The sequence below is a fragment of the Streptomyces sp. NPDC031064 genome (assembly GCF_055570965.1).
In genome coordinates this window covers 809,143-822,128 of sequence record NZ_JBVIGF010000002.1, presented here as the reverse complement: position 1 = coordinate 822,128, position 12,986 = coordinate 809,143, and the positions used below count along the sequence as shown (strand labels likewise).

At 71.8% G+C, this 12,986-nt stretch carries 12 protein-coding genes; 1 reads left to right on the top strand and 11 read right to left on the bottom strand.

Features of this window, described 5'->3' with window-relative positions; translation table 11 throughout:
• Positions 1-59: 59 nt before the first annotated feature.
• The 6 genes from rplS to ACZ46W_RS10370 form a co-directional block, all read right to left on the bottom strand.
• The gene (gene rplS / locus ACZ46W_RS10395; RefSeq protein ID WP_345688591.1) at positions 60-410 is read right to left on the bottom strand and encodes a 50S ribosomal protein L19; all 351 of its coding nucleotides are present in this window, start codon (positions 408-410) and stop codon (positions 60-62) included.
• Positions 411-541: 131 nt separating this feature from the next.
• The gene (gene trmD, locus ACZ46W_RS10390; protein WP_468334335.1) at positions 542-1,363 is read right to left on the bottom strand and encodes a tRNA (guanosine(37)-N1)-methyltransferase TrmD; all 822 of its coding nucleotides are present in this window, start codon (positions 1,361-1,363) and stop codon (positions 542-544) included.
• Entirely contained in the window at positions 1,363-1,968 is a 606-nt protein-coding gene (gene rimM, locus ACZ46W_RS10385) for a ribosome maturation factor RimM (RefSeq protein ID WP_468334332.1), read from the bottom strand. The genes trmD and rimM overlap by 1 nt, the downstream gene beginning before the upstream one ends.
• 95 nt (positions 1,969-2,063) lie before the next feature.
• A complete protein-coding gene (locus ACZ46W_RS10380) occupies positions 2,064-2,303 on the bottom strand; it encodes an RNA-binding protein (RefSeq protein WP_018850017.1) in 240 nt (79 codons plus the stop codon).
• Positions 2,304-2,305: 2 nt separating this feature from the next.
• Positions 2,306-2,749 carry a 30S ribosomal protein S16 gene (rpsP, locus tag ACZ46W_RS10375; protein WP_366131726.1) on the bottom strand — a complete coding sequence of 148 codons (444 nt, stop codon included), beginning with the start codon at positions 2,747-2,749 and terminating at the stop codon, positions 2,306-2,308.
• Between the two features lie 155 nt (positions 2,750-2,904).
• The gene (locus ACZ46W_RS10370; RefSeq protein ID WP_208827820.1) at positions 2,905-3,498 is read right to left on the bottom strand and encodes a hypothetical protein; all 594 of its coding nucleotides are present in this window, start codon (positions 3,496-3,498) and stop codon (positions 2,905-2,907) included.
• Between the two features lie 676 nt (positions 3,499-4,174).
• Here ACZ46W_RS10370 and ACZ46W_RS10365 point away from each other — a divergent pair.
• The gene (locus ACZ46W_RS10365) at positions 4,175-5,035 is read left to right on the top strand and encodes a methyltransferase domain-containing protein (RefSeq protein WP_468334326.1); all 861 of its coding nucleotides are present in this window, start codon (positions 4,175-4,177) and stop codon (positions 5,033-5,035) included.
• Between the two features lie 109 nt (positions 5,036-5,144).
• Here the strand turns inward: ACZ46W_RS10365 and ftsH are convergent, their stop codons facing one another.
• From ftsH to ACZ46W_RS10340, 5 genes are all read right to left on the bottom strand, one after another.
• A complete protein-coding gene (ftsH, locus tag ACZ46W_RS10360) occupies positions 5,145-7,028 on the bottom strand; it encodes an ATP-dependent zinc metalloprotease FtsH (RefSeq protein ID WP_468334323.1) in 1,884 nt (627 codons plus the stop codon).
• A 97-nt stretch (positions 7,029-7,125) separates the two neighbouring features.
• Positions 7,126-8,676 carry a signal recognition particle protein gene (gene ffh, locus ACZ46W_RS10355; protein WP_468334320.1) on the bottom strand — a complete coding sequence of 517 codons (1,551 nt, stop codon included), beginning with the start codon at positions 8,674-8,676 and terminating at the stop codon, positions 7,126-7,128.
• Positions 8,677-8,775: 99 nt separating this feature from the next.
• Positions 8,776-11,211 (bottom strand): [protein-PII] uridylyltransferase, encoded by a 2,436-nt coding sequence (locus ACZ46W_RS10350; protein ID WP_468334317.1) that lies wholly within the window; start codon positions 11,209-11,211, stop codon positions 8,776-8,778.
• 12 nt (positions 11,212-11,223) lie between these two features.
• On the bottom strand, positions 11,224-11,562 hold the full coding sequence (locus tag ACZ46W_RS10345; protein ID WP_084904268.1) for a P-II family nitrogen regulator: 339 nt from the start codon (positions 11,560-11,562) through the stop codon (positions 11,224-11,226).
• Entirely contained in the window at positions 11,559-12,905 is a 1,347-nt protein-coding gene (locus tag ACZ46W_RS10340; RefSeq protein ID WP_468334313.1) for an ammonium transporter, read from the bottom strand. The genes ACZ46W_RS10345 and ACZ46W_RS10340 overlap by 4 nt, the downstream gene beginning before the upstream one ends.
• Positions 12,906-12,986: the final 81 nt, after the last annotated feature.

The window sequence follows — 12,986 nt, the reverse complement described above, 5'->3', positions numbered from 1 at the left end:
CGCAGCCAGATGGTATCCGGCCGCCCTGTGGACCCCCTCGCGACGAGGTGAGCCGAGGCTCAGTTGTCGCGCTTCTCCTTGATCTTCGCAGCCTTGCCGCGCAGGTCACGCAGGTAGTACAGCTTGGCGCGACGGACGTCACCGCGGGTCACGAGCTCGATCTTCTCGAAGATCGGGCTGTGCACCGGGAAGGTGCGCTCGACGCCAACGGAGAAGGAGACCTTGCGGACGGTGAACGTCTCGCTGACGCCCGAACCCTGGCGGCGGATGACGACACCCTTGAACTGCTGGATACGGGAGCGGTTGCCCTCGATGACGCGAACGTGGACGTTCACGGTGTCACCGGGACGGAACGCCGGCACGTCGGTCCGCAGGGACGCGGAGTTGACGGCGTCGAGCACGTGAGACATGTGTGTCTGCTTCCTCGCTGATGCCACAGGTCATCAACGGAATATCGAGATGAGAAAAGGGGTGCTGATCGCGTCGGACGGGCGTCGTGTCCCCCTGTGGCAGGGGCGCACGCCGGACGTACAGCAGCGGCCTATTCTTCCACGTCCTGGGGCCTGCGCCAAAATCGGCCACCGGGTTCCGGTGCCCAGCCCAGCAGGGAGAGGGTTTCGCGGTCCTTCTTGTCGAACGCGGAGGCGTCGCAGCGCTCGATCAGGTCGGGCCTGTTGCGGGCGGTCCGGCGCAGTGCCTCGTCCCGCCGCCACCGGGCGATCTTGCCGTGATGGCCGCTGAGCAGGACGTCGGGGATGCCACGGCCGCGCCACTGGGGCGGCTTGGTGTAGACGGGGCCTTCCAGCAGGTTGGCCATCGCACCGGGGGCGAAGGAGTCGTCGCGGTGGGACTCGGCGTTGCCGAGGACGCCGGGCAGCAGGCGCGCCACGGCTTCGGTGACGACCAGGACGGCGGCTTCCCCGCCGGCCAGCACGTAGTCGCCGATGGAGACCTCGTAGACGGGTATCCGGGTGGCGTACTCGTCCATGACGCGGCGGTCGATGCCCTCGTACCGGGCGGGGGTGAAGATCAGCCAGGGGCGCTGGGACAGCTCGACGGCGAGCTCCTGGGTGAAGGGCCGCCCGCTGGGCGTGGGGACGACCAGCACCGGTCCGTGGGCGCCGGTCTCGTAGCCGGAGGCCAGTACGTCGTCCAGGGCGTCGCCCCAGGGCTCGGTCTTCATGACCATGCCGGGGCCGCCGCCGTAGGGGGTGTCGTCGACCGTGTTGTGCCGGTCGTAGGTCCACTGCCGGAGGTCGTGCACGTGGACGTCGAGCCGGCCACGCGCGCGTGCCTTGCCGACCAGGGAGACGTTCAGCGGTTCGAGGTACTCGGGGAAGATCGTGACGACGTCGAGCCGCATCAGCTCTGGTCTCCCGCGTCCTTGGAGCCGGCCGTGCCCTTGGAGCCGGCGGCCTCCTTGGCGTCGGCGGCGTCACGGGCGGAGGCGACCTCGGCCCGGTCGTCGATGAGACCGGGCGGCGGGGTGATGACCGCCTTCTGCTCGTCGAGGTCGATGTCGGTGACGATCTCCTCGACGAACGGGATCATGACCTCGCTGCCGTCGGGCCGTTCGACCACGAACAGGTCCTGGGAGGGCAGGTGGGAGATCTCGGTGATCCGGCCGACCTCGGTGCCGTCGGCGAGGACGACGTCCAGGTCCATGAGCTGGTGGTCGTAGTACTCGTCGGGCTCCTCGGGGCGCTCGTCCGGGTCCACGTCGGCGATCAGCAGGGTGTTGCGCAGCGCCTCGGCGGCGTTGCGGTCCCGTACGCCCTCGAAGCGCAGCAGCAGCCGGCCGCTGTGGACGCGGCCGGTCTCGATGGTCAGCGGACCGGTGGAGGCCGGGTCCGTGGCCAGTACGGCACCGGGCGCGAGCCGCAGCTCGGGCTCGTCCGTACGCACCTCGACGGTGACCTCGCCCTTGATGCCGTGGGCGCGGCCGATCCGTGCGACTACGAGCTGCACGTTCTCATCTCTCCTGTCGTACGACGACGGGCCGGGGTGAGCCGTAGCCCTCCCCGGCCCGCGCCGGCGCAACTAAGGTAAAACTGCCAACTTGATCAGTGGACCTGGTCCACGTCGACGAGGTCGACGCGGATGCCCCGCCCACCGATGGCACCCACGACCGTACGCAGAGCGCGCGCGGTGCGGCCGTTGCGGCCGATCACCTTGCCGAGGTCGTCGGGGTGGACCCGGACCTCCAGCACGCGCCCGCGGCGCAGGTTGCGCGAGGCGACCTGCACGTCGTCGGGGTTGTCGACGATGCCCTTCACGAGGTGCTCGAGAGCCTCCTCGAGCATGCTCAGGCCTCGGTCGACTCGGTGGACGCGGCCTCGGCCTCGTCCGCCTTCTTGTCGGCCTTCTTCGCCTTCGGGGTGATGGCCTCACCCTTCGCCTCGTCACCCTCGAGCGCCTTGGCGAACTCGTCGAAGGAACGACGCTTCTCTTCCTTGGTCGCCGGGGCCAGCAGCGGCTTCTCCGGGGCCGGCAGGCCCTTCGCCTTCTGCCAGTCGCCGGTGAGCTTCAGGATCGCGAGAACCGGCTCGGTCGGCTGGGCGCCGACGGACAGCCAGTACTGCGCACGCTCCGAGTCGACCTCGATGCGCGACGGGTTCTGCACCGGGTGGTACAGGCCGATCTCCTCGATGGCCCGGCCGTCACGGCGGGTACGGGAGTCGGCGACGACGATGCGGTAGTGAGGCGAACGGATCTTGCCCAGACGCTTCAGCTTGATCTTGACTGCCACGGGTGTGGTGTCTCCTGGTCTTGACGTGGTTGGGCACAACGGGATGCCGCGTGGGGTTGCGGTACTCGAGTGCCCGATGGACGCGTCAGCCGGAGGAGAGAGGGGTCCTGTTCGACTGTCGAGTACAGCTAGCCATTGTGCCACATCACGCGGGGTCAGCTTGCCGCGCCCACGGCTTCCGGGATGCGGAAGGGCTTCCCGCAGCCGCCGCACACGATGGGCGCCTGCGCGAGGACCGAGGGCACGACCCGGACGTTGCGACCGCAGTCGCACACGGCCTTGACCCGCACGCCGCCACCGGAGGAGCCGTGCCGGGCGGCCGGCCCGCGGAAGGAGCGCTTGGTGTCCGACGCCGTGGCGACCGTGTGCGCCTTCAGGGCGCGCTGGAGCCGCTCGATGGTCGGGCGGTACCGGCGCTTGGCCTCGGGGCTGAGCGTGACCAGGGAGAAACCGCTGCTGGGGTGCGGCTCCTCGGAGTGGTCCAGGCCCATCTCCTCGGCGATCGCCAGGAATCTGCGGTTGTGGTAGCGACCGGCGCGCGAGGTGTCGCGGACGCCTCGCGCGGCGGCGATGCCGTGGACTGCCTCATGGAGCAGTCGCTCGAAGGAGAGCTCGGCGCCACATGCGGACGACGACTCTCCGATCAGGGATTCGGGCGCGGCGAGATCGGGCAGCTCGGGGTGGTGCCGCTGAATGTCGGCCCACGCCTGTGCCAGCTCTGCGGCGAGAACAGGTGGTGTCGTGCTCACGTCGTGACAACGAGCCGGAGTGCCCGCGGGTTCCATTCCGGGGCATCCCAAATAATTTGCACGTACCCGTCAGTTGCCGTTGATGCGTCCCGACGAGGGCCAGTGCGCTGATCTGCGGAGAAGCCGCGCAGCTCGCATCAAGGTGGTACGTAGCGGCGCGTACGCCCCGGCGCGTAGCCGACCGCCGCGCGCCGGTCGCCGCCCCGGTCAAGGCGCCGGTCGGGTCGAGGCGCCAACCCGGTCGAAGGGCAGCACCGGCCGGGAGGGCCGCCGGTTGCCGAAGGCGACCCTACCGCCACCGCCCGCAGTCGGCGCCACCGCCCCCGGGGCGTGGCCCGGCGGCCCGCGCCGGGGGCGCAGTGGGGGCGGGCAGGCCCTGGACGGTGTGGCGGGAAGGGGCCCGGGAAGCGGGAACGCCGCTGGCCGGGAGGGGTGATGGGGCCCGGGCCGCCGTCCTGGCATGGCGGGAATCGCGGGGCGCCTCCACTATGGGAGGTGGTTCGTGCCGCACTCGGGGGCGCACAACCGGGGCACGCAAGCATTGCTCCCCGACCCCTGGACTTGGGGGCGGATGCGGAGTTCCCTGGCTACGGGGAGTGCGAGCGCACGTACACGGGGGCTGTCAATCAGGGCAGAGACGCACAGATGGACCTCTCGGCGGATTGGGGCGCTTTCGATGACACCTATGCTCGTCCAGCACCACCCCCACCCGGCCTCGGCCCCTCCGGCTTCGGATGCGCCCGGCCGTGCCCGCGACTGGGCGGAGATCCAGGAACGGATGCTGGTTCCGCTCTATGAAGCGGTGTACGAGCATCTGGAGGTCGGTACCGGAACGCGGCTCCTGGGTCTCGGATGCGGCTCGGGCCTCGCCCTGCTGATGGCCGCCGCGCGCGGCGCGCAGGTCACGGGTGTCGACACGGACCACGCGCGCGTGGACCTGGCGCGCAAGCGCCTGCTCCCCGACGCGGCAGGGCGCGAAACCCACCGCTGCGGCGAGACGAGACTGCTGTACGGCGGGCCGGCCGACGCCGCCGATCCCACCCGTCCGGCGTACAACCTCATCACGGCCTTCCAGCCGATCGGCTGCACCGCGGGTGACTCCGACGGGCTGGCGCCCGCCCTCTCGGCTGCGGTACGGCTGGCGGAACGGGGCAGCGCGGTGGTGCTGGCGGGCTGGGGCCCGCCGGAGCGGTGCGCCACGTCGGCCGTGCTGCGGGTGGCGGGCAGGCTGACCGAGCGGCTGCGCACCGGCGCGACGTGGCGTCCGGCCCTCCGGGACGACCTGGAGGAGGTGGCCGCGCGGGCCGGGCTCCGGCCGGACGGCTCGGGACGGGTGGCGTGCCCGTTCGGGTACGCGGACATCGGCAGCGCCGTACGCGGCCTGTTCTCGACCGGCCTGTTCGACGCGGCCGTGGCCGCATCCGACCAGGCGACGGTGGAGAAGGAGGTCACCGAGGCCCTCCACCCGCACGTGCGCCCCGACGGCACCGTGTGGATGCCGAACGTGTTCCGCTACCTGGTCGCCAGGACGCCCTGACGCGCCACGGCGAGGCCCGCGCGGTTGGCCACGCCCCGGCGGGCCGGGCGAGTGGCCACGTCCCGGCGGGCCGGGCGGGTGGCCACGCCACGGCGGGCCGGGCCCACGGCTACTCCTTGCCGAGGCGGGTGATGCCCGCGGCCCGGTAGGCCTCTTCCTCCTCCAGCGTCTCGCTCTCCAGGAGCGCCGCCGCCAGCGCGTCCAGCCTGGGGCGGTGCTCCTGGAGCTGCCGGCAGGCGCTCTCGTAGCACTCGTCGACGATGCGGCGCATCTCCTCGGCCACCGCGTCCAGCGTCGCGGGCGCCGCCGACAGCCCGTACGCCTGCTGTGCGTCGCCGGGGATGGCGCTGAGCCGGCCGACCCGCTCGCTCATGCCCCAGCGGCCCGCCATGCCGCGCGCGATGTTCGTGACCTGTTCCAGGTCGCTCTCCGAGCCGGTGGTGATGACGCCGAAGACGACCTGCTCGGCCGCCATGCCGCCGAGCGCGCCGATGATCCGGCCGCGCAGGTACTCCTCCGTGTACGCGTACTTGTCGGCGTCGGGCGTCGACAGGGTCACTCCCAGGGCCCGGCCGCGCGGGACGATGGTCACCTTGCGGACCGGGTCGGCGCCGGGCTGGAGCATGCCGAGCAGCGCGTGACCGCTCTCGTGGTACGCGGTGCGGCGCCGCTCCTCCAGGGGCATGACCAGGGCGCGTTCGGCACCGAGCTGGACCTTCTCCAGCGCGTCGGACAGGTCGGAGCGGGTGACCTGGTGCTGGCGGCGCTTGACCGCGAGGAGGGCGGCCTCGTTGGCGAGGTTCGCCAGCTCGGCGCCGGTCATGCCCGGCGTCGTACGGGCGACCTGGGCGAGGTCGACGTCCCCGGCCAGCGGGATGTCGCGGGTGTGGATGCGGAGAATGGCCTCGCGGCCACCCCGGTCGGGCGGGCTGACGTGGACGATCCGGTCGAAGCGGCCGGGGCGGGTCAGCGCCGGGTCCAGGACGTCGGCGCGGTTGGTGGCCGCGATGACGATGACGCCCTCGGCGCCGGAGAAGCCGTCCATCTCGGTGAGGATCTGGTTCAGCGTCTGTTCCCGCTCGTCGTGCCCGCCCATGGCGGCGCCGCCGCCCCGGGCGCGCCCGATGGTGTCGATCTCGTCGATGAAGATGATCGCCGGGGCGACCTTGCGGGCCTCGTTGAACAGTTCCCGTACGCGTGAGGCGCCGACGCCCACGATCATCTCGATGAACTCGGACGCGGACGCGGAGAAGAACGGCACGCCCGCCTCCCCCGCCACGGCCCGTGCCAGCAGCGTCTTGCCGGTGCCGGGAGGGCCGGACAGCAGCACGCCGCGCGGCATCTTGGCGCCCATCCGGCGGTAGGCCTGGGGGTTCCTCAGGAAGTCGACGACGTCGTTGAGCTCGCCCTCCACCTCGTCGATCCCCGCGACGTCGGCGAAGGTGGTCCGCTGCCCCACCTCCAGTTCGACCGGCTTGGGCGGGGCCTTGCGGCCGAGCATGCCGCCCGCGCCCAGTCCGGCGCCCCTCATCCGGCGGGCGATGACCAGCCACAGCACGACCAGCAGCAGGATCGGGGCCAGCGAGAACAGCAGGTTGGCGAGGAAGCTGGGCCTGTCGACGACCGGCTCGGCCGTCACGGTGACCTTCTGCTTGGTCAGCTCCGCCCAGAGGTTGTCGTCGGCGAAGGCCGGTCGCTGGGTGGTGAAGCGCTGCTTGTTCTTCAGCTCGCCCTCAATGGCGTCGCCTTTGGAGTAGATCTTGGCGACGTTTCCCCCCGAAACCTGTCGGCTGAATTCGGTGTACGAGATGGTCCGCTCGTCCTCGTCGCCGAAGAAGGACAGGGCCAGGTTGGTGAGGACGAAGACGGCCACCGCGGCCAGCAGGAGCCCGACCCAGCCCGGCATCTTCTTGCGCGGCGGGGGCGGCGGCGGTGCGCCCTCGGAGCGCCAGGGCTGGTCGGTGCGGTCGCGCGGGGGTACGGAATTGGCCACGCAGCCATGATGCGAGAGGCGGACGGAAGCGGCATTACGGACGAAGGGGCGCCCACCCGTGGTGGACGCCCCTCGCCAGGACCGCTGCGACCGCTGGTCAGCCCATGAACTTCTTGAACTCCTCCGGGAGCTCGAAGTCCTTGCCGGGCTCACCGTTCGGCAGCCCGAACGCGCCGCCCTGCTGTGCCTGTTCGCGGCGCGCCGCGGCGGCCGCTTCCTCGGCCTTGCGCTTCATCGGGTTGCCGCTCTTGCGCTTGCCCTTGGCCTGCTTGACCTGCTTCTTCTGGCGGCCGGGGCCGCCACCCATGCCCGGGATGCCCGGCATGCCCGGCATGCCGCCGCCCTGGGCCATGCGCGACATCATCTTGCGGGCCTCGAAGAACCGCTCGACCAGCGACTTCACCGCGCTGACCTCGACACCGGAACCCCGGGCGATACGCGCCCGCCGGGAGCCGTTGATGATCGTCGGGTCCTGGCGCTCGCCCGGCGTCATCGACTTGATGATCGCGGCCGTACGGTCCACGTCACGCTCGTCGATGTTGTTGATCTGCTCCTTCATCTGGGCCATGCCCGGGAGCATGCCGAGCAGCTTGGAGATGGAGCCCATCTTCCGGACCTGCTCCATCTGGGCCAGGAAGTCGTCGAGCGTGAAGTCCTTGCCCTTGCTGCTCGCCAACTTGGAGGCCATCTTGGCGGCCTCTTCCTGGCTGAAGGTCTGCTCGGCCTTCTCGATCAGCGACAGCACGTCGCCCATGCCGAGGATGCGGGACGCCATGCGGTCCGGGTGGAACGCGTCGAAGTCGTCCAGCTTCTCGCCGTTGGAGGCGAACATGATCTGGCGGCCGGTGACGTGCGCGATCGACAGGGCGGCACCACCGCGGGCGTCACCGTCGAGCTTGGAGAGCACCACACCGTCGAAGCCGACGCCGTCGCGGAAGGCCTCGGCCGTGTTGACCGCGTCCTGACCGATCATCGCGTCGACGACGAAGAGGATCTCGTCGGGCGAGACCGCGTCACGGATGTCCGCGGCCTGCTGCATCATCTCCTGGTCGATGCCGAGGCGGCCGGCGGTGTCGACGATGACGATGTCGTGGACCTTGGTCCGGGCGTACTCGATCGAGTCCTTGGCGACCTGGACCGGGTCGCCCACGCCGTTGCCGGGCTGCGGGCCGTAGAAGGCGACGCCGGCGCGCTCGGCGACCACGCCGAGCTGGTTGACGGCGTTGGGGCGCTGGAGGTCACAGGCGACCAGCAGCGGGGAGTGGCCCTGGCCCTTCAGCCAGAGGCCGAGCTTTCCGGCGAGGGTGGTCTTACCGGCACCCTGGAGACCCGCGAGCATGATCACGGTCGGCGGGTTCTTGGCGAACCGGAGGCGGCGGGTCTCGCCACCGAGGATGCCGATGAGCTCCTCGTTGACGATCTTGATGACCTGCTGGGCCGGGTTCAGCGCCTGCGAGACCTCCGCGCCGAGGGCCCGCTCCTTGACCTGCTTGATGAAGGCGCGGACGACGGGCAGCGCCACGTCCGCCTCGAGCAGGGCGATGCGGATCTCGCGGGCGGTGGCGTCGATGTCCGCCTCGGACAGGCGGCCCTTGCCCCGGAGGTTCTTGAATGTCGCGGCAAGGCGGTCGGAGAGGGTATCGAACACGGTGGTCGCGGATCCTCGGGTCTAGGGGTCGGGCGGACAGTCGCCCCCAAGGGTATCCGGCTCGCGGCCATCCGTAGCAGCCCCGGCCGGAACCCGGCCTCAGGTGCGCAGGTCCGCCTCCAGCGCCCGCGCCACCTCCGCGGCGTCCGCGGGCGGCAGCGGCGCGCCGGCCGCGTCCGTGACGTAGAACGCGTCCACCGCGTTCGCGCCCAGGGTGGAGACGTGGGCGCTGCGCACCCTGACCCGGGCCGCCTCCAGGGCGTTCCCGATGCGGTGCAGCAGGCCCGGGGCGTCGTGGGCGCGGACCTCGATGACCGTGGCCAGCGCCGAGCCCGCCTCGGCGACCGTGACCCGGGGCGGCGGGGCGGTGACGCCGCGCCGGCGCGGGTAGGCCGCCTCCCGCTCGGCCAGGCGGGACGTGATGTCCAGGGAGCCGTCGAGGGCGCGGACGAGGTCGGCGCGCAGCCGGGGGCCTTGCGGGAGGGAGCCGTACTCGGCCGCGACGCGCCAGTTCAGTACGAGCACGGCGGCCGGGCCGAGCTCGGTGGGCAGGTCGATGGCGCGCAGGTCGGCGGAGCGGACGGTGAGCCGGTGCAGGGCGAGGACCCCGGCGACGGCGGGCAGGACCCCCGGCTGGTCGGGCAGGGCGATCAGGAGCTCGACGCCGACCGGTTCGGGCTCCGGGTGGTCGGCCGGCGGGTGTTCCTGCGCGTGCAGGGTCAGTACCGGTTCGCCGGTGCGGAGGGCCTCGACGGCGTGGCGTTCCTCCTCGGCTCCGGGGGCGACGGGCTCGGGGGCCGGCGGGGTGTCGCCCGCGAGGACGCCCGCGACCCGCTTGACCAGGTCGGCAACCAGCGAGGCGCGCCACGAGGACCAGGCCGCGGGGCCGGTGGCGAGCGCGTCGGCCTCGGTGACGGCGTGCAGCAGCTCCAGGGTGGACGGCGACCCGATGGCCGCGGCGACGGACTGGATGGTCGCCGGGTCGTCCAGGTCGCGGCGGGTGGCCGTGTCGATGAGGAGGAGGTGGTGGCGTACGAGGGTGGCGATGACGTCGGCGTCGTGCGCGTCGAAGCCGATGCGGGCGGCCACGTCACGCGCGATGGTCTCCCCCACCACGGAGTGGTCGCCGGGCCAGCCCTTGCCGATGTCGTGCAGGAGCGCGCCGACCAGGAGCAGGTCGGGGCGGCCGACGCGGCGGGTGAGGGCGGAGGCCCGGACGGCGGTCTCGACGAGGTGGCGGTCGACGGTCCAGGTGTGGACGGGGTTGCGCTGGGGGCGGCAGCGGACGCGTTCCCAGTCGGGCAGGAGGCGGCTGATGAGCCCTTCGGCCTCCAGGGCTTCCCAGACGGGGACGGTGGACTCCCCGGCGCCGAGGAGGGTGACGAGCTGCTCGCGGGCGTCGGCGGGCCAGGGCGTGGGCAGCGGCTTGGTGGCGGCGGCGAGGCGGCGTACGGCGTGCAGGGAGAGGGGCAGGCCGTTCTGGGCGGCCGCGGCGGCGGCGCGCAGCGGGAGGACCGGGTCGCGTTCGGGGCGGGCGGTGCGGGCGAGGACGACCTCGCCGTCCATCTCGACGACGCCCTCGGCGAGCGGGGTCCGCTCGGGCTGGGCCTTGCCGCCGCGGGCGCCGCCGAGGATGGCGCGCAGGCGTGGGCGTACGGAGCGGGCGCGCAGGACGCGGTTGACCTCGCGCCAGGTGACATCGGCCGCGTACGAAATGGTCCGGGCCGCCTCGTACACCTGGCGCAACAGGGCGTCGGCGTCGAGGAGCCCGAGGGCGGTGGCGACCTGGGCCTGTTCCTGGAGGGCGAGGCGGTCGGTGGCCCGCCCGGTGACCAGGTGGAGCGCGTCCCGGGTGTCGAGGAGGGTGCGGCGCGCCTCGGCGAGCCCCTCGCGCGGGGCGTCGGCGAGCCAGGAGGCGGCGACCGCCCGCAGCGCGGTGGCGTCGCGCAGTCCGCCGCGGGCCTCCTTGAGGTCGGGTTCGAGGAGGAACTGGAGCTCGCCGGAGCGGTCGGCGCGCTCGCGGCACAGCTCGTCGAGTTCGGGCAGGCGCTTGGGGGCCTGGTTGCGCCAGTCGGCGAGGACGGCGGTGCGCAGGCCGGTGACGAGGCCGAGGTCGCCGGCGATGTGGCGGGCGTCGAGCAGACCGAGCTGGACCTTGAGGTCGTCGGCGGCGGTCTTGCGGGCCTCGGCGGGGGTGCGGACGGAGTGGTCGAGGGCGAGGCCCTGGTCCCAGATGGGGTACCAGATGCGGTCGGCGATGGCGGCGGGGTCCGTGGTGCCGTCATGCAGCAGGAGCAGGTCGAGGTCGCTGCGGGGCGAGAGCTCGCCGCGCCCGTAGCCGCCGACGGCGACCAGCGCCACGCCGCGCGCGGGGGCGGCCTGGGCGAACAGCGCGGTCAGCCAGTCGTCGGTGAGCCGCGCCAGGGCGGCACGGCGCGGCGGCCCGGACCGCTCCTCCTGTCGCAGGAGGTGCAGCCGGGCCGCCGCGTAGCCGCTGGGTCCCGAGTCTTCGCTGGTCAATTCGGTACTCGTCACCCCAGGGGCTCCTTACAGTGCGTCGGGTCCGCGCTCGCCGGTGCGGACGCGTACGGCGGTGTCGACGGGGACGCTCCACACCTTCCCGTCACCGATCTTGCCGGTGCGGGCCGCCTTCACCACCACGTCGATGAGCTGTTCGGCGTCGTCGTCCTCGACCAGCACCTCGATGCGGATCTTGGGGACGAGGTCGACGGTGTACTCGGCGCCCCGGTAGACCTCGGTGTGGCCGCGCTGCCGTCCGTAGCCGCTGGCCTCGGTGACGGTCAGGCCCTGGACTCCGAAGGCCTGGAGGGCCTCCTTGATCTCGTCCAGCCGGTGCGGCTTGACGACCGCGGTGATGAGCTTCATGCGTCCACCTTCTTGTTCTCCGCTGCGGGCAGGGCCTCGGTGAGGGTCTTGCGCGAACCGGCTCCGCCGCCGGCCCCGCTGAAGTCGTACGCCGTCTCGGCGTGCTCGACCTGGTCGATGCCCCGGACCTCGTCGTCCTCGCTGACCCGCATCCCCATCGCCTTGTCGATGACGAAGGCGAGCAGCGCCGAGACGACCAGAGAGTAGGCGAGGACCGCGAAGACACCGGTGGCCTGCTTGCCGAGCTGCTCGAAGCCGCCGCCGTAGAAGAGGCCCTTGGCGTCGGACTGGACGCCGCCGGTGGCGAAGAAGCCGACCAGCAGGGAGCCGACGACACCACCGACGAGGTGGACACCGATGACGTCGAGGGAGTCGTCGTAGCCGAACTTGTACTTCAGGCCGACGGCCATGGCGCACAGCAGACCGGCGATGGCGCCGATGGCGATCGCGCCGAGCGGCGAGCAGGAGCCACCGGCCGGGGTGATCGCGACGAGGCCGGCGACCGCGCCGGAGGCGGCGCCGAGGGTGGTGAAGGCGCCGTGGCGGATCTTCTCGTACGCGAGCCAGGCCAGCATGGCGGCGGCGGTGGCGACCTGGGTGTTGACGAACATCACCGCGCCGACGCCGTCGTCGTTGCCGAGCCAGGATCCGGCGTTGAAGCCGAACCAGCCGAACCACAGCAGACCGGCACCGAGCATGACCAGCGGGAGGCTGTGCGGCCGCATCGGGTCCTTCTTGAAGCCGACGCGCTTGCCGATGACCAGGATCACGCCGAGGGCCGCGGCACCGGCGTTGATGTGGACGGCGGTGCCGCCCGCGAAGTCGATCACGCCCATCTCGAAGAGCCAGCCGCCGGAGCCCCACACCCAGTGGGCGACGGGGAAGTAGACGACGGTGACCCACAGGGCGATGAACAGCGCCCAGGCGGTGAACTTCACGCGGTCCGCCAGCGCGCCGCTGATCAGCGCGGGCGTGATGATCGCGAACATGAGCTGGAAGACGGCGAAGACGTACACCGGGATGGTGTAGCCGTCCCACAGCTCGGTGATCCCGATGCCGCTGAGACCGACGTAGTCGGACGACCATCCGACGATGGATCCGGAGTCGGTACCGAAGGCGATGCTGAAGCCGTAGAGCACCCACAGGATCGTGACGATCCCGAGGCTGATGAAGCTCATCATCAGCATGTTGAGGGTGGACTTCACGCGGACCATGCCTCCGTAGAAGAAGGCGAGGGCCGGCGTCATGAGCATCACCAGGGCGGAACAGATGAGCATGAACCCGGTGTTCGCGGCGGACAGCGCGGGTGCGTCTGCCGCAAGGGTCGTGATGCCTGGGGGCATCGGCGTCTCCTCGTCGTCGGTCGGCCTGTGCGGGGCGGAGCCGGTGCTGCGCCGGCTATGAGGGGTGGCCGGTTATGGGCC